Raw genomic sequence first — 22,656 nt, forward strand, 5'->3', positions numbered from 1 at the left:
TTATTGATTTAATTTATTAGTGATAAAATGGTATAATTGATAAGTAAGGTCAGCGTCTTCACAGGCGTACTTAGTTAACTCTTCAGTAGGCACTTCAGTAATTAATTTATCTCCTGTCATTTGCTTGAAGTTGATTTGTCTATACCCTAAATGCAATTCTGAAATTTCCTTTAAGCCATGTTTTTTTCGATTAGGATCTAAAAAATGGTCAAGTATCATAGTATCTTCAATATGTCCTAATACTGGTATTCCAAAGCGATGTAAGAATTTAAGGTCGAATTTAGCATTGTGGAACACTTTAGTAATATGCTCTGCCTTTAAAAAAGCAAGTAACGGTTCTATAAACAATAATGCTTTAGCCTTATGCTTTGGAAAGACAATATTATAGCCCGTGCACTTTTTAAACGTCAATGACATACACACAATATCATTCTGAAAACAATCAAACCCTGTCGTTTCCAAATCAACAGCTAAAATCTCATTTGGATGATCCTCAAAATGTTTTGTCATCTTGTTAACCAAACGAGTCATTTTATTGGGTGTATCGACTGTTTTATAATCGGTTTTAACATTTTCAATTGTTAATAATATTTGTTCAGCTTCTTGCGTAATAATTTCAAAGAATGCCTTAGAATTTGAAGGCGTCTCCTGATAAGATAAATTCTTGTATTCACAGTATTTCTTTAGTTTTACAGTGAATGTGCGTTGTGTTGGAGTATAGCGTCTATCAACATAGCCACCATTTTTAAATTCATTGAAAAGCTCTTTCTTATGATGCTTCGGTTTTTCAGCAAACTTTTCATCCAAGAAGTCTAAAAGGTCAGCGCCTAATTCACTAATAAGTCTTCGCTCGATTAGGTTTACCGGTTCAGCCTCAACTAGTCCATGGTTTAAGTAATACCGAATACAAAAGATTATGAACAGTGTTACTTCATTCCATTCAAATTCATCCCAATCTTCAAAGAACTGTTGTTGAAATTCATCGTATACTGTTAGATGAGATCCATAATGTTCTGAAAGCTCTATTTCATATTTTCGTCGTTCGGTACTATGCCCAGAAGGTGCCTTAATCATAAAATTTGATGACAACACTATTTTTGGAGAACGCTCAAAAGGAATTTCAATCTCATGTTTGTACTTTCTATTTATAGTAAAGTTATCTGTAACACGACCATACATACTCTCAAAATTGAAGTTAGCCTTGACATCATTAATTGAAATGATATTAGTATTTGCCGTTGCTCTTTGAAAAGAAAATTGATTGTTACTACTAAAGTCTTTTCCTGGTAGTTCACACAACTCCCTAAAATAACTCAACGACTTAATCAATAGACTCTTTCCTGTGCCTCCATGTGCTGTATTAAGCTCATTAATCGATTGATCTAATAGAATAATAGCTTTAGTGTTCGATGCCTTTTTAAACCGATGAAGCAGATAGCCGATTAAAGATAAAAATGCTTTAGATCGCTGTATTTTTTTATCCGATATATTGTAGATGAATTTGGAAAAATTGGTATTACGAAATAGCTTCTTAACTTTTTTAGGATTGAAATGTCTGTTGATAATTTGTTCTTGGAATACATAACCATCTAGATCTTTGTAATCAATAAGTTCAAAACCGTCCTTGGTAATCTTTGCCACGGTATTCTTGAAATATAAAAAACAACTATCTACAGTGTCAAAATGAGTGTTAATGATAGCGGTAGGTAAAAATTTAAGGTTAAGCGGACTGAACAATTGTGGTGTCTTATTGATCCAAGCACTTTCAATTTGATCTATATAAAGACCGTCAATTACATTATTCTCGGAGTTATCCTTTAACCATTTTTTAGCCAAAGAAATAATTTCTGAATGGTCTTTGATCCTATAAACAATATTATCTTGAATTCTTACCATCTGATAAACACCATTAACAAGTGCGTAACGAAACCCAAGCTCTCCTAAAAATCTGATGAAATTTAATGTTGGTACTTTAACTTTACCTGCATCTTTACCTTCTTCAATGACAAACCATGGTTTGGAAGTAATTTGAAGTACTGATGGAAATATGTGTTCCATAACCCTACTGTTTTATAGATTTAATGAATTGTTCTACTTCAGACAGTTTGTAGCGTTTTGCCCCATCAATATCATAGACAGGGAAGTCTTTGTGTCTGCGTTTGACTTTGTAGAAATGCGCTGTAGAAATTTGAAGCGCTTCGCACAACTCTACATCCTTTAAAAGTTTTTCACTCGGTATTGGCACTCCAACTAGAGCATTAGACTGCTTAGATAGTGCATCGACAACACGCTGTGCTATCCGACTTTCTAATTCCGAAAAAACTTTAAAAAAATGATATTGTAGTGCGTCTTGCTCCATAACTTTCTGTGTTATGAGGCAAATTTATTATGAAGTTAGGCGCGTCTGCCTTTCTCGTAATATTTACGAGTTTTTACACGTTTTACGAAAAGTGGATTTATTTTCTGATTACAAGGTTAGATCCGTAACTCTTTAAAAAGTTATCTAATCCCTTTTTGTGTTTTGAAGCTGTATCCCTAATTTCTGGGAATGCGTTATACATTATTTTAACAAACTCAACATTTGTTGGTTTCTCATCCTTCAACTTTGAATACCATTGTTGTTTTTCAGGTGTAAGATTGTCAAAGCTATTGTTATGGTCTAGTATACGTTTTTCGGAATGATATTTATAGTAATCGTCATATTCCTTTTTAACTAAACTAATTTGTTCTTTAATGTAGGTAAGGTTTTCTAATTCAATATAAAGAAGTTTGATTGGATATAAGTTATTTCCAAAATCAAAAGAATTAACAAATAAGGCTTCGGCTTGTTGTTGAGTCATTACCTCTTGCATTGCCTTTAGAAAGTACTCCTTCAACTTATTATGCTTAAAATAAAGAGGAAGCCTATAGTTGATAATACCTTCATTAAAAAAATCTCCATATTCATCAAAAGCGACTTTATATTTCTTTAATTGATTTAATCTCCTATGTGCTGTTTTCTCATAAGAAATGAGGATTGCTACCAGTTGCTGCTTATTCTTGTAAAGCTCTTCCTTAAAAGCGTGAAATAGTTGTTCCTCACCTGCTTGTGTATGTTGAAATTCTTTTTGTTGAAGCCACTTATTGAAGAAGGTGTAACGTTTAGATCCATTAAAGTAGTATTTGAGATAAAGGCAAATGTAATGTTGTTCCCCTGCATTAAAACTCCAGAATTTTTGCTTGAACAGTTCCCTGTCAAGTCTATTTTCAAACAACTCATTAATGAAGTTAAAAACATTAAATGCTGATTTTGGAGGGAGTTCAGTGATTGCGTTATTAATTCTATCGTAACTACTCATAATGGAAAAACGGGACTTCTGTGAGACTATTTAATTTTGAATTATAGTCAAATGTAGTTAATTCGGGTAATTGCCAAAAACAGAAACATCGATAAGCTCTTTAGACATGATACTTTTAAACAACTAAAGGAAACCTGACTTTTATCAAATCTTAATCACAAAATCACAATATTATTATTTTAGAGAATAAACACAATCTCTCGGAAGTCAATAATAGCAGGTGTTTCAGTAAAGGATTGAGCATATACTTGAGCTCAATAAAAAAAGCCCCGAACATCTTACTGATAATCAAGGCTTTACAAGTGTTGAAAAGTGGTCCCACTTGGGCTCGAACCAAGGACCACCTGATTATGAGTCAGGTGCTCTAACCAACTGAGCTATGGGACCAATTAACATTGCTGTTAATTTTACTCTTATTTAAAAGAGTGTGCAATATTACTACATATTTTAAAACTCTACAAGAAAAATAAATCGTTTTAGTCCTTTATCTCCTGACATAGTTCTATTAGAACGCCATTTGTAGATTTTGGATGCAAAAAAGCAATTAATTTATTGTCTGCTCCCTTTTTAGGTTCTTTATGAATCATAGTAAAGCCTTCTTCCATTAATCGTTTTATTTCATCTTCAATATTATCTACTGCAAAAGCGATATGATGAATACCTTCGCCTTTTTTTTCAATAAACTTTGCAATAGGACTTTCTTCATTAGTAGCTTGAAGCAGTTCTATTTTATTTGGTCCGCATTTAAAAAAAGATGTTTTTACACCTTCACTTTCTACATCTTCAATTTTATAATGTTTTTCTCCGAATAAGGATTTAAACAACTGATTAGAATTTTCTAAATCTTTAACAGCAATACCAATATGTTCTATTTTTTTCATCTTTAATCTACTGAAGCAGTTCTATTTTCAATTTTTAAGTGTAATTGATTCATAAAATCAAATTCTACCATCAAAAATAAGATAATCCTTAAATATCATCTACTTTTGCAGAAGTTTAGTTAGAATAGGCATTATGGAAGAATTTACACAAAGACAAAAAAAAATTGGAGGCATCCTTCAACAAGACTTAGCGCAAGTATTACAAAAAGCAGCCACAGATGGTGGATTGCGTGGTGTAATAATATCAGTAAGTAAAGTAAATGTTACTACAGACTTATCGGTGGCTAAGGTATATCTTAGTATTTTTCCAAACAAAGAAGCACAGCCGTTATTAGAAGGCATTAAATCTAATAAACCACTTATTAGGCATGAATTATCGCAACGAACACGTCATCAATTAAGACGAATGCCACAATTAGAGTTTTTTATAGATGATTCATTAGAATATATTGATGGCATTGAACGTTCTCTTAAAGGTGAAGACAACCCTCTAGAAAACCCAGATTTATTAGGTAAGCGCAAAAAGTCTTAAGTGAATTTTCCTTTATATATAGCAAAACGATATTTGTTTTCAAAAAGCAGTAATAATGCCATTAATATAATGACATTGATTGCTTCAGGAGGCGTCATTATTGCATCAGCAGCACTTTTAATTGTGTTGTCTGTTTTTGCTGGTTTAAAGGATTTTAGTCTACAATATTCTTCTTTTGTTGATCCAGATTTAAAATTGATACCTACAGAAGGTAAATCATTTCAATGGACAGAAAAAGACAAAGCATCACTAATTAAAATCGATGGTATCGATTCCTACTCTAAGATTGTAGAGGAGCGTATTTTCATAAAATCTGACAATAAAAATTTAGTTGCCACTCTAAAAGGTGTTGATGAAAATTACCTTAAAGTTACCAACATCGATTCTATGGTTACAAAAGGTAATTGGATTACACCAGGAACTAATGATGTTGTTTCGGGTTGGGGAATATCTAATAATCTATCATTCGGAATTTTAGATTACTTACAACCTTTATCATTATATGTGCCTAAAGTTGGTGTTGGCCAAGCAAGCACGCCTCAAGGGTATTACAATTCTGTGTATGTAACTAATGTTGGATTATTTGAAATAAACGAAGAATTAAACAATAAATATATGTTTGCCGATATTGAATTGGCAAGACAACTTTTAAATTTTGCTGATAATCAATTGAGTGCTGTTGAACTAAAATTAAATAATGATAGCGACGAAGATCACATAAGATCACAACTTAAAGCAACTTTTGGCGATAAGTTTATCATTAAAAACAGAGCTGAATTAAATGATGCTCTATTCAAAATGTTGAATACAGAAAACCTTGCTATTTACCTCATTTTTACGTTAGTCATAATCATTGCATTATTCAATGTAATTGGTGCCATAATTATGATGATTTTAGATAAAAAGAAATCTCTCAACACGTTATTTCATTTAGGTACAGAAACCAAAGCGATTAAATCTATTTTCTTTCTACAAGGTAGTTTAATGACTATTGTGAGTGGAATTATAGGTGTTGTGATAGGTATAATCGTAGTGTTTGTACAGCAGACTTTTGAATTGGTTATGCTTACACCTGACTTAGCTTATCCTGTACGTCTTAACTTCTTCAATGTTATTTTGGTATTAGTAACCATTTTTGCTTTTGGTATAATGGCATCAAAAATTGCATCCCAACGTATTACGCCTAGCTTAATTAAAAGCTAAAATTGAAAGACGCCTTCAAACCAAACTAGAATAACTTTTTGATACTTAAATTAGATTAAGACGTAAACTGATGGTCTGCAAACTTTTCTAAAACCTCATCAAAAGCCGCAAATACATCTTTAGAGTCATCACTTGTAACCATTTTCATTCGGTATTCTTTAAAGTGCGGAATTCCTCTAAAATAATTGGTATAATGTCTTCGGGTTTCGAATACGCCAAGGGTTTCTCCTTTCCAGTCTATAGCCATTTGCAGATGTCTTCTGGCCGCTTCAACACGTTCTGGCATTGATATAGGTGCTAAATGCTCTCCTGTTTCAAAAAAGTGTTTTACTTGTTTAAAAAACCAAGGATTTCCTATAGATGCTCTTCCTATCATTGCGCCATCCAATCCGTAAGAATCTCGCATTTCCGCAGCTCTTTCTGGTGAGGTAACATCACCATTTCCAAATACAGGAATATGCATACGTGGATTATTCTTTACTTCTGCAATTGGTTTCCAATCTGCATCACCTTTATACATTTGGGCTCTGGTTCTTCCATGAATTGAAATGGCAGCACAACCAACATCTTGCAAACGTTCTGCAACCTCAACAATTTTAATAGAATTGTCGTCCCAACCTAGACGCGTTTTTACAGTTACAGGTAAATTGGTGCGTTTAACCATTTCTGCTGTAAGCTGTTCCATAAGACAAATATCTTTTAAGATGCCAGCTCCTGCGCCTTTAGACACTACCTTTTTAACCGGACAACCAAAATTAATATCTATTATATCTGGTTTAGATTTTTCTACAATATCAATGGTTTGCAACATGCTTTCCATATTGGCACCAAATATTTGTATACCTACAGGTCGTTCTTTTTCGTAAATATCTAATTTCATTACGCTTTTTGCCGCGTCTCTAATTAAACCTTCACTAGAAATAAACTCTGTATATACTACATCTGCACCTTGCTCTTTACATAACGCTCTAAATGGAGGATCGCTTACATCTTCCATTGGTGCTAAAAGCAATGGGAAATCTGGTAATTCTATGTCGCCTATTTTAACCAATCTATATGTATTTAATCGTCGCCTAATTCTGTTATTTTTTTCTCGTAGAGTTTTTTACTCTCAACAACGGCAACATTCAATTCTTGCATAATGCCATCTACTCTATCTTCAATACTTTTCATTTGTCCGTTTATAGAATCAAACGAATTTAAAGCCGCTGCGACTTCTAAAGCTTTAACCACCTCAACAGCATCTTTATGTAATAGTCTTAATTTACCTATAGCCTCAGATGTATTAGACAAAGTAACATTATACTTTGTTTTGGCCTTATTTATAGCTTTTAGCAAGGTGTTTCTACTTTTCTCATCACTTAAACTATTGGTTTGCGTTTCCATGGCTGTAAATAAGTTTGAAGCTTTAGTTTTTAAATCTTCGTATTCCTTATTTAGATTGTTAACGCGCTTGTCTACTTTCTCCCAATCGCCATACACCTTAGCAAATTCTTTATCTTCATTTTTTGCGTCTTCTAAAGCTAATTTTAATTCCCCTAAAGATTCTAAACCTTGAGATACCTTTTTATTAGCCACCTCCTTTTTACTTTCAAAATCTGAGACTTGAGATTTAAACTTGTCTTTTAAACGAATTAAGTCTTCAGGACTTTTGTCTTTCCAACAAGAACTAAAAACGATTAGTAAAGACAGTATAGCAAGTGATTTTTTAAACATAACAAATATGATAAGATTAATTTGGCTGCAAATATACAATGAACCTTGTAAAACCCAATGTTTTAGAAATTGTATTATTATGGCTTGTATTAACCAAATTGAACATATTATGTATATTTACAGCCAAATCTATTATTATGAAAAATAACCTACTTACATTATTCATAGCATTTGTGGTACTCTATAGTTGTGACGTTGTGGACGATTTAACCAAGTTTGATTTAGACTATCAAACGAATTACTCCATTCCGGCAACAACACTAATTGACTCACCTTTTAGTCTAAATACGCCAGATGTTACAACAGAATCAGACTCCTCATTTGAAAGTAACAACACGCACAAAGATTTAATTGAGAGCATTAAATTGAAAAGTTTAAAACTAACAATCGACTCGCCTGAAAGTGGTAACTTTAATTTTCTAAAAGAAGTACACATTTATATTGATGCTGAAGATTTAGAGGAATTAGAAATTGCTAATATCTTTAATCTTGAAAACACAGACGATAATACAATTTCTCTAGATGTTTTAGGACAAGAACTAAAGTCTTACATTAAAAAAGACAGTTTTAATTTACGTGTAAAAACTATTACAGACGAAACCATTAGCCAAACACACGACATTACAATAGACACCAAATTTAGAGTTGATGCTGAAATTTTAGGTGTTTAAAAAATTCAAATACCTTGCAAATTCCATTTGAACCTATAGTATTTGGATACCAAATAAATATACATCTCATATTAGAGTATGCTGCATTTTTTATTGGTTTTAGATACTATGTGTTTTTAAAACGAAGGCAAACCGATGTCATTTCTAACAACAATCGTTTATCCATTATTCTTGGTGCAGCTTTAGGTGCTTTAATTGGCTCACGCCTTATTGGCATTTTAGAAAATCCGCTTGTTGAATTCTCTCAACAAAACTTGCTTCAATTGCTAAATACCAAAACCATAATGGGTGGATTATTTGGTGGTTTGCTCGGTGTAGAGTTGGCTAAACATATTATTGGCGAAAAACAATCGTCTGGCGACTTGTTTGTGTTTCCTATAATTTTTGGCATTTTTATAGGAAGAATTGGTTGCTTTTTATCTGGAGTTAATGAATTTACTTATGGAAATGAAACCTCATCCATCTTTGGTATGGATTTAGGAGATGGTTTACTTAGACACCCAACGTCACTTTACGAATTGGTGTTCTTGATTCTTCTATTCATTATTTTAAAGCGAACTAAAAGCCATAATAATTTAAAAAATGGAGATCTCTTCAAAATTTTTATGTTGAGTTATTTTGGCTTTCGTTTTTTTATGGAATTTCTAAAACCAAATGTTTTTTACCTCCTAGGACTAAGCACTATTCAACTATTATGTGTAATTTGTTGGTTGTATTACTACAAATTCATCCTACGAAACATCAAAAATGCCAGTTAGAAACTATACTTATTACGATTTTACTTTAAGCTTATGTCCTGAATGTTTAAAACGTGTAGATGCCAAAATTGTATTTGAAAACGGTAATGTCTATATGCTAAAACGTTGCAAAGAACACGGCAACTCTAAAGTGCTTATTGCAGATGATATTGAATATTACAAAAACATAAGAAACTACAACAAACCTAGCGAAACGCCTTATAAATTCAACACTAAAACAGATTATGGTTGTCCTTACGATTGTGGTTTGTGTCCAGACCACGAGCAACACAGTTGTTTAACAGTCGTAGAAGTTACAGACCGTTGTAATTTAACTTGCCCAACCTGCTATGCTGGTTCTTCACCAACTTATGGAAGACATAGAACGCTAGAAGAAGTTAAAGCCATGTTAGATACTATTGTTAGGAATGAAAAAGAGCCAGATGTGGTACAAATTTCTGGAGGTGAACCAACCATTCATCCTCAGTTTTGGGAAATTATGGACTATGCAAAATCATTACCTATTAGACATTTAATGTTGAATACTAATGGCATTAAAATAGCTAAAGATTTTGCCTTTGCCGAAAGACTTAAAACCTACGCTCCTGATTTTGAAATTTATTTACAATTTGATTCTTTTGAAAACAGTGTTTTAAAAGAATTACGAGGTGCAGATTTAAATGATATTAGAAAGCAAGCTTTAGAAAATTTAAATAAGCTTAACTTATCTACAACTTTGGTTGTAACACTTCAGAAAGGCTTAAATGATAATGAAATAGGAAAAATAATAGACCACGCATTAAAACAGCAATGTGTTAGAGGTGTAACCTTACAACCTACGCAAATTGCTGGTCGTTTAGATAATTTTAATCCAGAAACGGATAGAATGACTCTAACTGAGGTACGACGAAAAATAATGGAACAAACTGATATCTTTAATCCGGATGATCTATTGCCTGTGCCTTGCAATCCTGATGCTTTAGTTATGGGTTATGCCTTAAAACTAGGTAACGAAGTTTTACCACTTACTCGCTATATTAACCCAAATGATTTATTAGATAATAGTAAAAACACTATTATTTATGAGCAAGATGAACAGCTTCAAGATAAAATGATTGAATTATTTAGTACTGGGAATTCCGTTGAGGTTGCAGAAGAAAACTTAAAATCAATAATGTGTTGTTTACCAAATATTGATGCGCCAAATTTAGGGTATGATAATTTGTTTAGGGTTATAATAATGCAATTTATAGATGCCTATAATTTTGATGTACGCGCCATAAAAAAATCGTGCGTACATATTGTAGATAAAGACAATAAAATTATCCCTTTTGAAACCATGAATTTGTTTTACAGAGATGATAAAAAAGCACGACTAGAAGAACTTAGAAACGAAATATAGCTATGACAACATTATTGATTGAAGCAACGGGAGGAATGAATTTAGATGGCTTAATAATATTAATTGTTGCTATAATGTTTGGTCCTGCAATTTTACTAGCTATTATTGGCTTTGCAGTACTCAAAAAAAACAAAAAAGCAGCTAAAGTTTTATTCATTTTAGCTGCTGTATATGTTATTATAAGTTTAGGAATTTGTGGCAGTATGATGATGTGATATTAATACCCAAAGTCCGTAACAACCAAGAAATATCTCTGCAAAAGCGCCAAATTGATATCCAAAAGTTGGTGTGCCATCTATAAGCCAACTCAAAATTCTTCCAAAGCCTAATCCTATCATAAAAATGATATTGGAAGTCAATGCCAGTTTGAAAAATTTAGCTTTAAAAATCCCTAAAATCCAAACTATTGAAAACCCTAAATATAAACCCATAACGGCTTTAAACTGGTTATGCTCATCAATAGTATTCAAATGAATATCAAACTCTGAACTTGGATTGAATCCGTAAACAAAAGCAATTGGTACAACAATTAACACCGAAATTACAAGATGAACTTTAGTAATAATTGCGTTTTGAGTTATCTTCATTAATATGGTTTTTTCAATGTTTTATTACCTGAAAGACCTATTAATATAATTATCGCAAAAACAAGTCTTATTGTTTAGTCCAAACAGAGGTAGAGACTGTTGTGCTAGATGTTACTGTACCTGTTGTAGGTTCTGTTTGAGATACTGTTTCGTCTTGTGAAAATGTTAGTGTTTGGCCATCAGCAGAAATATCAAATGTTCCTGTTTGTTCGCCTTGTAATGCACTATCATCCATGCCTTCAAATTCAAATTCAAAAAACGATCCATCTACAGTCATAACATTTCCGCTTGTAGTATACGTTCCACTTCCACTGACATTCTCTAATGTGTAAGGCTCTGACTGAGCAATTTCTCCATTTACAACAATACTGGTATCATAAGTGTAATTTCCACTTGTTGTAAAATTACTTTCTGTAAATGTTAGCTCGTAATTTTCTTCAGTACTTTGTATATCAATATCAGACGTAAAACTTTGTCCATTAAAATCTGTAGACGTTTCTAAGGTAACACTAAAATCAGTTAAATCCCAAGTGCCTATTAATGCTACATTAGTATTATTTGGTCCTGAATCTATACCATCATCTATAGGTTCGTCTTCACAAGTAAATGCTGTTAACAAGGTAAAAAGACAAAATAGAGATAAAAGTTTTTTCATAATATTTGGGAATTTAATTAATGTTAAACCACAAATCTACATTATTTTTTTGAGTCTATTCCTTTCCAATTGGTTCCTATAAAGTTTCTATCATCATAATCTTCAGATAAAACAACATAAAAATATTGTGATAAGTAATAAACCTCTGTGTTTCGCTTGGTCTTTTTTAAATCTCCGTTATCCTTAGATTGAATTTCTACTTTATGATTTTCATAGTTTTCATTAATTAGGATAACTTGTTTGGTTTTCCAAGGTTCGCTATGACACAAAATTTTTAAAGGGTTTAAATATAGCAATCCAACTAGAGTTATTGTTGGAATAGCGTTTCTCAATATAGGTTCAGAACAATTTGCTTTTAGTTCCATAATAAGCATAGGAATAGGTAAAAGTAAAATGCTGTAATAAATGAAACTTTTAAAAAAGATTAGTTTTGATTGAAACAAATCGAATACATCTCCAATAAAAAAGAATAATATAACATAGAAAATTACTCGTGTTATTTTTAACATTCCTACATGCTCTACTTATTAAATCAAAACTAAGTTTCTTCTAAAACTTAACCTTTGTATTAATAGTTTCTTTGCCTCTTAATACAGTAATTGCTGCTTCATCGCCTTTATCAAAAATAGATAACGCTCTCATATAACTCATCATATCAGTTACAGTACTATCACCTAATTTAATAACCACATCCCCTTTTTGTATACCAGCATTAAAAGCTGGTGTTTCTTCTCGCGTGCCATCAATGCGCATACCTTTACCGTCAAATAAATAATCTGGAACAACACCTAAGCCTACCTTAAATCGAGGTGTTTCTTCGCTTTCATTTTTTGTTTTTCTAAATGCTAATTCGCCATTATCATCTAAATCGGTAATAATATTGAAGATGTAATCTGAAATTAAATTCATGCCATCATAATTCAACTTTTCTGAATCATCACCCGGTTTATGATAATCTTCATGCTGACCAGTAAAAAAGTGCAACACCGGAATATCAATTAAATAGAAAGACGTGTGATCACTTGGTCCTACTCCACTTTCGTTTTCAACGATTTTAAACTTATCGTTATTTGCTTTAATTGTTTGTTTAAACATTGGTGATGTACCTGTTCCGTATACAGCTAAAGTACTATCCGCTTTCATTCTGCCAACCATATCCATATTAATCATATAATTAATAGATTCAGATTCAATAGTTGGGTTTTTTGAAAAATAATTAGAACCTAACAATCCCATTTCTTCTCCAGAAAAAGCCATGAATAAATAGTTGTTTTTATCTTTTATTTCAGCCTGATCATTTCTCACTTTTAATCGGCTTGCCAAATTTAGCATTACTGCTACTCCACTTGCATTATCATCCGCACCATTATGGATTGCTTTTTCTTCGCCTCTAAACAAAGAGCCTTCACCACCATATCCTAAATGGTCGTAATGCGCACCTATAACAATTGTAGTTGTCGCTTTATTATCTATAAAACCTATAACATTATGACCTGTAATTGTGCTATCTGCATTAGTTGTAAATTCTACTTCACTATGAGGATCTGTTTTAGGTTTAAACGAAAATGATTGCAAAAACCCTTCAGTTCCTTTAGGTTGTAGCCCAATATCGATATAGCGTTTAATAAGGTATTCTGAAGCTAAAACTTCACCTTGCGTACCTGTTTGACGACCTTCTAACTTATCATCTGCCAAAAATACTACGTCTGCTTTAATGTTATCCTCAGCAACTTTGGGCTCGTTTTTACAAGCTGATATTCCTGCTAAAAGGAATAAAAAAAGTAATTTTTTCATCTGTAAACCATATTTTTGCACAAAATTAGGCATTAAAAGCCATTTATTATAATCCTATATTATGTACAGAATCATTGTTATTTTACTTCTACTTGTTACAATTTCGTCTTGTAAAAATGAAAGATCTGATGCTTCAGGTTATTCTACAGATACTACCTCTGGAGCGACTAAAAAATACGATTCATTAATCTACCCAGAAGAAACCCATTTTAAATCTATTAGACAAGTGACTTATGGAGGCGATAATGCAGAAGCGTATTGGAGTTTTGATGATAAACAATTAGTGTTTCAATCTAACAACGCAAAATGGGGCGTTGGTTGTGATCAAATGTTTTTAATGAATGCAAACGAAACCTTTACAGATAGTATTGCACCACCAATGCTAAGTACCGGAAAAGGGAGAACAACATGTGCATATTTCTTGCCAGACAATAAACATATTATCTATGCGTCCACGCATTTAAAACAAGACGAATGTCCTGATACGCCTCTTAAAAAAGATGGGAAATACATTTGGCCAATCTATGACAGCTATGATATTTTTGTTGCCGATTTAGAAGGTAATATTGTAAAACAATTAACCGATGAGATTGGGTACGACGCAGAGCCTACAGTATCTCCTAAAGGCGATAAAATTGTATTTACCTCAACCAGAAGTGGCGATTTAGAATTATATACCATGAATATTGATGGTAGTGATGTTAAACAAATAACGCATGAATTAGGTTACGATGGAGGCGCATTTTTCTCGCCAGATGGTAGTAAATTAATTTTCCGTTCGTCTCGACCAAAAACAGAAGAAGAAATTAAAGAATACAAAGATTTATTAGCTGAAGGTTTAGTACAGCCAACAGAGATGGAACTTTATATCTGTAATGCAGATGGTTCTGATTTAAGACAATTAACCGATTTAGGCAATGCTAATTGGAGTCCATTTTTTCATCCTTCTGGAGATAAGGTATTATTCTCTTCTAACTTTGAGGCAAAACGCGGTTTTCCTTTCAACTTATATTTAATAGATATCGATGGAAAGAATTTAAAACGTGTAACACATGGCGAAACGTTTGATGCGTTCCCTGTGTTTTCTAATGATGGTAAATATTTAGCCTTTTCTTCTAATAGAAATAATGGTGGTGGACGCGATACTAATCTGTTTATTGCAGAATGGCGCGATTAGCGATTTTCTGAAATACACAAATTGAGATACAGACTTATTTATTGCAGAATGGCAGGATTAAAGTCTTTCGCGTTCTTCTGCATCTGTAGTACGTTCGTTAGTAGACAACTTAGTATTACCAAATTTGTAACGGAAACCTAGTTTTATGAATCTATTATCAATATCCACAGAGCTGTAACTAGATTGGTTTAAATAACGTGTTTTAGATTTAAAATCTTGAAGATCAAAGAAATCTTCAACAGCAAAAGTAATTACACCCTTTTTCTTTAAAATAGTTTTAGAAACACTTAGTTCTGAGACCAACCTATCATCTATGGTTTGAAATTGCTGTAAGTTTTTACCAACCCAAGTGAAGGTTAAACTGGCATTTAAACTTTGGTCTTTTAAAAATGCAAAACTATTAGATAACACACTGTAATTAGACCATTGATTTTGCTCAGCAAAACCTTCTATAAAACTGGCTTCTTCAGCGATATTATAAAAAGAAGTTACAAAATATAGGTCCCAATGTCTTGCTGGTGCAGCGATATATTCTAAATCAAACCCATACTCTACTTTGTTCTCGAGATTGGTTGGTGTATAAGCAATTATATTAGTGTCATTATCTTGTCTAGGTAACTCTACAATATCGCCATCAAAATTTTTGTAATATCCTGAAATGGTAAAGTTCTCTAAAAAGTTAACACCTAAATAATAATAATCTATGTATGTTGGATTTAAATTAGGGTTACCAAGAACCACATTGCTCTCATTTAAAAAGAAAGTAAACGGGTTTAAATCCTTGTAACTTGGTCTTGTAATACTTCGTTTGTAATTAGCTGTTACATTAACTGATTCTGAAATTTGATGTGATAAACTCGCATTAGGAAACCAATTTAAATAATCTTGCTTATTGGTTTCGTCTAAAGTAACAGATGTACCTTCAATATTACTCTGTTCTACTCTAAGACCAACACTTAATTCCCATTTATCCCAAGATTTTGAATAGTTTGAATAAGCTGCTAATACATTTTCATCATATTCAAAAGCATCTGTGTTATCTATATTTATAACTTCAGTTCCGCCAACAATATCAAACCTTGTAATGTCGCTTTCTGTATTTATGTGAGAGTATTTTGCTCCAATATCTAAACTCGATGTTTCATTTATAGGCAAACTGTAATCTACTTTACCATTGATAATATTGGTGTTTTGGTTGGCGTCTGTATTAAACTCTGAGCTATCTTCAAAAGTGTTATCAATATCATAATTATTGGTAAACACGTTTTGATCTCGATTGTAATCATAGATCGTATAGTGACCATTTAATGACAGGCTTGCACCACTTTCAAAACTATGTCTGAAGTTTAAATCTGTACCAATGTTATATTGTTTATCTCTAGATAAATTATCTGTAGTAAAACGATCTTGAAGGCTTAAATTCTCATCAAAAATATCTGTTTTGTTTTTAACCAAATACTTATAAAAAGGCGTGTAAAGACCTGTACTTGTAAGGCTCAATGTATTATTATCATCAATATAATAATCAAAATTAAGATTTAGATTATGTGTTTGAGACCATGTGTTTCTGTTAATATTAGATTTCCAAATTTGGTCAATTTCGTAAATAGCTTCTTCGTCTGGATTAGGATTTGTATTTTCTAAATAATTAATAGTATCATCTTGATCTCTATTTACTTTATTTTGAGAATAACTATAGTTTAAGTTAAGATTGATTTTATTGTTTTTAAAGTAATGGCTCGTACCTGCATTATATCTCGGAAAAACTGCTTGAGTATAATTAACAAATGCACTTCCTCTATAACCTGTAACTAGGTTTTTATTCATTATTATATTAATTACAGATCCAGAATCTGCGTCATAACTTGCTGGCGGATTTGTAATTACCTCAACCGATTTTATACTGTTTGCAGGCGCACTTTCTAATAATGTTATGAGCTCATCAGATGTGAGTTGTACACGTCTATTATTTATAAAAACTGTTGCAGGTGAGCTTTTAATATTTATACTACCCTCAGAAACAATAATACCAGGTGTACTTTTTAAAACACCAAGTGTAGAACCTTCTGTTAAAGCCGTATTTTCTACATTAAATACAAGTCGATCTGGCTTACGAGTTATAGTTGGTTTTTTTGCAATGACAGTAACTTCATCTAAACTTTCGGAAATTGCTTGAAGCTGAATTTTTGCTAAATCTAAGTTTCCTGTTAGTATAATTTTTTGTTCAAATTCTTCAAAACCAATGAAGCTAATTTTTATTACATATATTTCGGTAGAAAGGTTTGTTATATTAAAAAAACCTTCATCATCTGTAGATGTCCCTTTTAAAAAAGACGTACCGTCTTCACTAAGTATGACCACATTAGCCAATGAAATAGGCATATTGTTGGAATCCACTACTTGTCCAGATATTGATGACTCTTGAGCCCAAATAGCAGAACTAAGCAAAACAAAGATTAAACAAATGAAGTAACGACTACTAAATACCATTCACAAAAATTGAGAGGCAATATATTAATAGTTTTTTACTTTTTGTTGTGGTTTTGACGTAAATAGCAGCGTTTAATTGTAATAATTGATAGTTTAAAGCACAAGAAATCGATTATATTTGCAAATTAGATATTAGAACTCGTTTTTGATGAGTTCATTGCCTTTAAAATAGACATGAAGAACATACGTAACTTTTGCATTATTGCACATATTGACCACGGAAAGAGCACCTTAGCAGATCGCTTACTAGATTATACAGGTTCTGTGACTGCTAGAGAGCAACAAGCCCAACTTTTAGATAGTATGGATTTGGAGCGCGAACGTGGTATTACCATAAAATCACATGCCATACAAATGGATTATGAATTTGAAGGCGAGAAATATGTTCTTAACCTAATTGATACACCTGGTCACGTAGATTTTTCATACGAAGTTTCTCGATCTATTGCTGCTTGTGAAGGTGCATTACTTATTGTAGATGCTGCTCAAAGTATACAAGCACAAACCATTTCTAATCTATACTTAGCTTTAGAAAATGATTTAGAGATTATTCCGGTGTTAAATAAAGTAGATTTACCAAGTGCAAACCCAGAAGAAGTTACAGATGATATTGTTGATCTATTAGGTTGTGATCCTGAAGAAGTGATTCATGCAAGTGGAAAAACTGGTTTTGGTGTAGATAATATTCTAAAAGCAATTATTGAACGTATTCCTGCTCCAGAAGGCAATGTAGATGAACCATTACAGGCCTTAATTTTCGATTCTGTTTATAATACATTTAGAGGAATTGAAACCTATTTTAGAGTCTTTAATGGCGAAATTAAAAAAGGACAAAAAATTAAATTCGTTGCCACAGGAAAAGAATATTTTGCTGATGAAGTAGGAACATTAAAACTAAACCAAGTGCCTAAACAAAGCGTAAAAGCTGGAGATGTTGGGTACTTAATTACAGGAATAAAAACGGCTAAAGAAGTGAAAGTTGGTGATACTATTACCGATTTTGCTAATCCTACAACCAATATTGTTGAAGGTTTTGAGGATGTAAAACCAATGGTATTTGCTGGTATTTATCCTGTAGACACTGAAGATTACGAAGAGTTAAGAAACTCTATGGAAAAACTTCAACTAAATGATGCGTCTTTGGTATTTCAACCAGAAAGTTCTGCGGCTTTAGGTTTTGGATTCCGTTGTGGATTCTTAGGTATGTTGCACATGGAAATTATTCAAGAACGTTTAGAGCGTGAGTTTGATATGACGGTTATTACAACGGTTCCTAACGTATCTTATAATGCCTATACTAACAAAGAACCAGATGTTCCTTTTATAGTTAATAATCCTAGTGATTTACCAGAACCAACTACAGTTAATAGAGTTGAAGAACCTTTTATTAAGGCTACCATTATTACCAAAGCAGATTTTGTTGGTAATGTAATGAGTCTTTGTATAGAAAAGCGTGGTATGATTGTTAACCAAACGTATTTAACAACAGAGCGCGTTGAATTAATTTTTGAAATGCCATTAGCAGAAATTGTTTTCGATTTTTACGATCGTTTAAAAACGGTTTCTAAAGGTTATGCTTCTTTTGATTATTCGCCTATTGGAATGAAAGTTTCTAAACTAGTAAGATTAGATGTTTTGTTAAACGCACAACCTGTAGATGCGCTTTCTGCTTTAATTCATGCAGATAATGCACATAATATTGGTAAAAAGATGTGTGAGAAGTTAAAAGAGCTTATTCCACGTCAACAATTTGATATTCCTATTCAAGCTGCTATTGGCGCAAAAATTATTGCAAGAGAAACCGTGAAAGCTTTACGTAAAGATGTAACTGCAAAATGTTATGGTGGTGATATTTCTCGTAAGCGTAAGTTATTAGAAAAGCAGAAAAAAGGTAAAAAACGTATGCGCCAAGTAGGTAATGTGGAAATACCTCAACAAGCATTTATGGCTGTTTTAAAATTGAATGATTAAATAATTTATTAAACTTATATAAAAAAATCCCTTCTTTCAGAGGGATTTTTTTATGCTTCATTCTTTTGTAACATCAGGTAGATTATCGTCTTCATGCACCACTTTTTCAACATCAAATGGTTTTCCTAAATACACCAATTTGTTTTTATCTCCTATGTCTTTTATTTCTTTATTGAATGAAGAAATGATATGTAATTCGCCCTCGTCATCTTTAATAAATAGAGGAATAATATCCTTATTCTTATTCGTAATTTCTATAAGGTTTTCATATTGTACTTTGTCTTCAATATCTATTTCCTGTATGGATGGATATTTTCTAGTAACCTCTAATAAAGAAGTGTAATCATCAGTGGGCGAAAACAACCCTTCTGTTGGATTAACATCTGGATTACTAATTTCTTCTGAAGTGACTAATCTAAATGATCCGTTTTCTCCAAATTGCTTTTTAAATTTATTAATAGCGTATTTATTAATATCCGAATTTCCGGTAATTGCCATTAAATAACCAACGTCATTCAATTCTATATTATCCGTTAAGGCATCAGAATAAATATTAGTGTTTAATGCTTCTAAGCCTAGTTCCTTTGCTTTTGTAATATTGTTTTGGTTACTATCTATTAGCACTACATGTCTTCCATTTGATTCTAAATAATGACCTAATAATCTAGAAACTTTAGATGCTCCTACAATTAAAATTCCATTGGATGATTTTAAGAAAACGCCTACCAATCTTGCAAATAATCTTGCTGTAGTTGCATTAAGCAAAACCGTACCTAATACAATTACAAATACTAAGGGTGTTATATATTCTGCTCCAGGAACACCTAATCTCGCTAATTTTAAACCAAATAGCGATGCTATACCAGCAGCTACTATTCCTCGTGGTCCTACCCAACTTATAAAGAGTTTTTCGTTCAGTTTTAGTGTAGAACCAATGGTACTTAAAAACACACCAATAGGTCTTATTAAAAATACAATGACTAAGAAAAGGATTGCTGTTTTCCAGTTATAAATTAATAATAATTCTTCAAAATTAATATTTGCTGCTAAAAGGATAAAGAGTATTGAAATAAGCAGTACACTAAGTGATTCTTTAAAATATAAAATATCCTTTAGATGTGGTGAATTAGAGTTTCCTAATACCATTCCCATAACAACTACTGCCAATAATCCAGATTCGTGAGCAAAGGCATCAGACAATACAAAAACACCTAAAACTGCAGCTAACGTAAAAACATTCATTAAATAATGAGGGACCCATTTTTTATTCAAAATAAAATTTAATGCATGAGCAAATGTAAACCCGAATGTAGAGCCAAATAACACAATTTTACCAAATTCTATTAGCGCTGTTTTTGTGAATTCGCCTCCAGCATCTACACTAATAAATTCAAAAACCAAAACGGCAACTAATGCACCAATTGGATCTATTAAAATACCTTCCCATTTTAAAACGGCTGAAACATCTTTTTTTAATGGAATGTTTCTTAAGATAGGTGTAATAACAGTAGGGCCTGTAACGATAATAAGACCAGAAAACAGAAATGAAATCTCCCAGCTAAGTTCAAAAATAAAACGTGCTGCTATTGCTGCTCCGAAAAATGTAACTAGTGAACCAATGGTTATTAACTTTGTAATTACTGGTCCCACATTCTTTATTTCATTTAGTTTTAGCGTTAAACCACCTTCAAAAAGAATAATACTAATGGCTAGTGAAACAAAATAAAACAAGCTTTCTCCAGGAAATAACCCTTCGGTTTCATTCCATATAGGTTCAATCCACTTTGTACCATCTGCACTTAAAAATTCTGCGGCAATTGGGCCAACTAAAAGACCAATCAATATTAGTGGTAAAATCGCTGGAATTTTAAATTTCCATGCCATCCATTGCGCCAATATACCAAGTATAATTATTCCTGCTAATTCTAACATTTTAATACATTTTGCGTGAAAATACTAAATATTGACTTTAAAACCATTTAATTCTATTGGAACGCGACTTACTCTAATTGATAATTAAACAGGAATTACCTTTAAAACTCAACTTTTGGTATTTTATTAAAGTGGTTCTATTCCGTTTTACTAAATTTATAGATCACGTTATTTTTTATTAATTGCTAATCGTTTTTACTTTCTTCTGCGCTATAATAAAGTTTCTTTAGACTTCTCTTTAAAAGTGTGAATCTATAAACACCAATCACAAAAAAAATGACGCAAAACACCAAGGCTACGAGCGCTAAATATTCAAAATTTGCAAATTCTTTTAATTGATACAGTGCAATAGCGCCTAATAATAAATATAAAGACGAACGAACATACGATAAAAGTGTACGTTCATTAGCCAAACGTGTGCGCTCAATGGCTAAATAATCTCTTAAAATTACTTTTTGATCTGGATTAAAATCGCGACCAAAGCTTAATAAATTTTTCTTTTTAGATTTCTTTTTAGACGTATTCATTTCTATAGATATGTGGTTTTAAAAACCTGATAGCTAAATGTAATTATTTTTTGAGAATTGAAAGTGAATAATACGGTTCTTATTTGTTAAAAATCCTGTAATTTATGCTAACTAACAACAATTAGTTTTAATGCTTTTAGTAATTTGCAAGACTTTACAAAAATTTGCCAATGCAATTATATCCTATTAATGCCGGAAATTTTAAATTAGATGGTGGTGCTATGTTTGGTGTTGTACCAAAATCATTGTGGCAACGTACCAATCCTGCAGACCAAAATAATATGATTGATATTGCTGCACGTTGTTTATTAATTGAAGATGGTAATCGTCTTATTTTAATAGATACAGGTATGGGAAATAAGCAAAGTGAAAAATTCTATGGTTATTATTTTCTATATGGTGATGATAGTATAGATAAATCTTTGGCGCAATACGGATTTCACAGAGATGATATTACTGATGTTTTTATGACACATCTTCATTTTGATCATTGTGGAGGAAGTATTCAATGGAATAAAGACCGAACAGGTTATGAACCAGCTTTTAAAAACGCACATTTTTGGAGTAATGAAAATCATTGGAAATGGGCAACAGAGCCTAACCGAAGAGAAGTTGCTTCGTTTTTAAAAGAGAATATTTTACCAATGCACGAAAGTGGTCATCTAAAATTTACTGATATTCCTGAAAGTCATATTTTAAAAAATTCTAACTTAGGTTTTGATATTTTCTTTGCAAATGGTCATACAGATAAACAAATGATTCCTATGATTCAGTATAAAGGAAAAACCATTTGCTTTATGGCAGACTTATTGCCAACAGTTGGTCATTTACCTTTACCTTTTGTTATGGGCTATGATACTAGACCATTATTAACTTTAGATGAAAAAGAGTTATTTTTGAACATGGCTGCAGACCATAACTTCTATTTATTTTTAGAACATGATGCGCATAACGAAATTATAACGGTTAAACACACAGAAAAAGGTGTGAGACTAAACGAAACATTTACAACAAACTCACTATTTAACTAAAGCTTTAAACAT

22 protein-coding genes and 1 tRNA gene are annotated in these 22,656 nt (G+C 32.1%); 9 read left to right on the forward strand and 14 right to left on the reverse strand.

From position 1 onward, the window contains the following. The 5 genes from ACJBCC_RS04400 to mce all read right to left on the reverse strand — a co-directional run bounded on the left by ACJBCC_RS04400 (nt 1) and on the right by mce (nt 4,219). Nucleotides 1-2,058 (reverse strand): hypothetical protein, encoded by a 2,058-nt coding sequence (locus tag ACJBCC_RS04400; protein WP_407556508.1) that lies wholly within the window; start codon nt 2,056-2,058, stop codon nt 1-3. A 4-nt stretch (nt 2,059-2,062) separates the two neighbouring features. Continuing rightward, nucleotides 2,063-2,359 carry a helix-turn-helix transcriptional regulator gene (locus tag ACJBCC_RS04405; protein ID WP_407556509.1) on the reverse strand — a complete coding sequence of 99 codons (297 nt, stop codon included), beginning with the start codon at nt 2,357-2,359 and terminating at the stop codon, nt 2,063-2,065. Between the two features lie 97 nt (nt 2,360-2,456). Beyond that, a complete protein-coding gene (locus ACJBCC_RS04410; RefSeq protein WP_407556510.1) occupies nt 2,457-3,338 on the reverse strand; it encodes a hypothetical protein in 882 nt (293 codons plus the stop codon). A gap of 313 nt (nt 3,339-3,651) precedes the next feature. Beyond that, a tRNA-Ile gene (locus ACJBCC_RS04415) sits at nt 3,652-3,725 on the reverse strand. 89 nt (nt 3,726-3,814) lie between these two features. Then, a complete protein-coding gene (gene mce, locus ACJBCC_RS04420; protein WP_299098221.1) occupies nt 3,815-4,219 on the reverse strand; it encodes a methylmalonyl-CoA epimerase in 405 nt (134 codons plus the stop codon). A 133-nt stretch (nt 4,220-4,352) separates the two neighbouring features. On the opposite strand from mce, the gene rbfA reads away from it, so the two are divergent. Beyond that, entirely contained in the window at nt 4,353-4,751 is a 399-nt protein-coding gene (gene rbfA / locus ACJBCC_RS04425) for a 30S ribosome-binding factor RbfA (RefSeq protein WP_299098220.1), read from the forward strand. Continuing rightward, a complete protein-coding gene (locus tag ACJBCC_RS04430; protein WP_299098219.1) occupies nt 4,752-5,954 on the forward strand; it encodes an FtsX-like permease family protein in 1,203 nt (400 codons plus the stop codon). A 55-nt stretch (nt 5,955-6,009) separates the two neighbouring features. Here ACJBCC_RS04430 and dusB read toward each other — a convergent pair whose 3' ends face one another. Together dusB and ACJBCC_RS04440 are read right to left on the reverse strand one after the other, a co-directional pair. Next, on the reverse strand, nt 6,010-7,005 hold the full coding sequence (gene dusB, locus ACJBCC_RS04435) for a tRNA dihydrouridine synthase DusB (RefSeq protein WP_407556511.1): 996 nt from the start codon (nt 7,003-7,005) through the stop codon (nt 6,010-6,012). A gap of 11 nt (nt 7,006-7,016) precedes the next feature. After that, complete coding sequence (locus ACJBCC_RS04440; RefSeq protein ID WP_299098217.1) at nt 7,017-7,670, reverse strand: hypothetical protein; 654 nt, start codon at nt 7,668-7,670, stop codon at nt 7,017-7,019. A gap of 137 nt (nt 7,671-7,807) precedes the next feature. Between ACJBCC_RS04440 and ACJBCC_RS04445 the strand changes: the two genes are divergently transcribed. From ACJBCC_RS04445 to ACJBCC_RS04460, 4 genes are read left to right on the forward strand one after another with little or no spacing between them, the layout of a single operon-like run. Continuing rightward, nucleotides 7,808-8,341 carry a hypothetical protein gene (locus tag ACJBCC_RS04445; protein WP_299098216.1) on the forward strand — a complete coding sequence of 178 codons (534 nt, stop codon included), beginning with the start codon at nt 7,808-7,810 and terminating at the stop codon, nt 8,339-8,341. Between the two features lie 14 nt (nt 8,342-8,355). Then, a complete protein-coding gene (locus ACJBCC_RS04450; protein WP_299098215.1) occupies nt 8,356-9,099 on the forward strand; it encodes a prolipoprotein diacylglyceryl transferase family protein in 744 nt (247 codons plus the stop codon). Beyond that, a complete protein-coding gene (locus ACJBCC_RS04455; protein ID WP_407556512.1) occupies nt 9,089-10,480 on the forward strand; it encodes a radical SAM protein in 1,392 nt (463 codons plus the stop codon). The genes ACJBCC_RS04450 and ACJBCC_RS04455 overlap by 11 nt, the downstream gene beginning before the upstream one ends. 2 nt (nt 10,481-10,482) lie before the next feature. Then, nucleotides 10,483-10,695 carry a hypothetical protein gene (locus ACJBCC_RS04460; RefSeq protein WP_299098213.1) on the forward strand — a complete coding sequence of 71 codons (213 nt, stop codon included), beginning with the start codon at nt 10,483-10,485 and terminating at the stop codon, nt 10,693-10,695. Here ACJBCC_RS04460 and ACJBCC_RS04465 read toward each other — a convergent pair. The 4 genes from ACJBCC_RS04465 to ACJBCC_RS04480 all read right to left on the reverse strand — a co-directional run bounded on the left by ACJBCC_RS04465 (nt 10,666) and on the right by ACJBCC_RS04480 (nt 13,516). Further along, nucleotides 10,666-11,067, reverse strand: coding sequence for a DUF4345 domain-containing protein (locus ACJBCC_RS04465; protein WP_299098212.1), 402 nt, complete (start codon nt 11,065-11,067; stop codon nt 10,666-10,668). The two genes, ACJBCC_RS04460 and ACJBCC_RS04465, sit on opposite strands and share 30 nt — an antisense overlap. 67 nt (nt 11,068-11,134) lie before the next feature. Then, a complete protein-coding gene (locus tag ACJBCC_RS04470) occupies nt 11,135-11,722 on the reverse strand; it encodes a hypothetical protein (RefSeq protein WP_299098211.1) in 588 nt (195 codons plus the stop codon). Nucleotides 11,723-11,763: 41 nt separating this feature from the next. Next, a complete protein-coding gene (locus ACJBCC_RS04475) occupies nt 11,764-12,231 on the reverse strand; it encodes a hypothetical protein (RefSeq protein WP_299098210.1) in 468 nt (155 codons plus the stop codon). A gap of 40 nt (nt 12,232-12,271) precedes the next feature. Beyond that, the gene (locus ACJBCC_RS04480) at nt 12,272-13,516 is read right to left on the reverse strand and encodes a M28 family peptidase (RefSeq protein ID WP_407556513.1); all 1,245 of its coding nucleotides are present in this window, start codon (nt 13,514-13,516) and stop codon (nt 12,272-12,274) included. Nucleotides 13,517-13,577: 61 nt separating this feature from the next. On the opposite strand from ACJBCC_RS04480, the gene ACJBCC_RS04485 reads away from it, so the two are divergent. Further along, complete coding sequence (locus ACJBCC_RS04485) at nt 13,578-14,693, forward strand: TolB family protein (RefSeq protein WP_407556514.1); 1,116 nt, start codon at nt 13,578-13,580, stop codon at nt 14,691-14,693. Between the two features lie 57 nt (nt 14,694-14,750). Here the strand turns inward: ACJBCC_RS04485 and ACJBCC_RS04490 are convergent, their stop codons facing one another. Further along, nucleotides 14,751-17,141 carry a TonB-dependent receptor domain-containing protein gene (locus ACJBCC_RS04490; protein ID WP_407556515.1) on the reverse strand — a complete coding sequence of 797 codons (2,391 nt, stop codon included), beginning with the start codon at nt 17,139-17,141 and terminating at the stop codon, nt 14,751-14,753. Nucleotides 17,142-17,357: 216 nt separating this feature from the next. Between ACJBCC_RS04490 and lepA the strand changes: the two genes are divergently transcribed. Continuing rightward, complete coding sequence (lepA, locus tag ACJBCC_RS04495; RefSeq protein ID WP_407556516.1) at nt 17,358-19,154, forward strand: translation elongation factor 4; 1,797 nt, start codon at nt 17,358-17,360, stop codon at nt 19,152-19,154. Between the two features lie 57 nt (nt 19,155-19,211). Here the strand turns inward: lepA and ACJBCC_RS04500 are convergent, their stop codons facing one another. Both ACJBCC_RS04500 and ACJBCC_RS04505 read right to left on the reverse strand, forming a co-directional pair. Beyond that, a complete protein-coding gene (locus ACJBCC_RS04500) occupies nt 19,212-21,086 on the reverse strand; it encodes a cation:proton antiporter (protein WP_299098205.1) in 1,875 nt (624 codons plus the stop codon). Between the two features lie 185 nt (nt 21,087-21,271). Then, nucleotides 21,272-21,613 (reverse strand): DUF202 domain-containing protein, encoded by a 342-nt coding sequence (locus tag ACJBCC_RS04505; RefSeq protein WP_407556517.1) that lies wholly within the window; start codon nt 21,611-21,613, stop codon nt 21,272-21,274. Between the two features lie 170 nt (nt 21,614-21,783). On the opposite strand from ACJBCC_RS04505, the gene ACJBCC_RS04510 reads away from it, so the two are divergent. Further along, nucleotides 21,784-22,644, forward strand: coding sequence for an MBL fold metallo-hydrolase (locus ACJBCC_RS04510; RefSeq protein WP_407556518.1), 861 nt, complete (start codon nt 21,784-21,786; stop codon nt 22,642-22,644). Nucleotides 22,645-22,656: the final 12 nt, after the last annotated feature.

Origin of the sequence: Winogradskyella sp. 4-2091, assembly GCF_045765065.1 — a bacterium.
Classification (GTDB): domain Bacteria; phylum Bacteroidota; class Bacteroidia; order Flavobacteriales; family Flavobacteriaceae; genus Winogradskyella.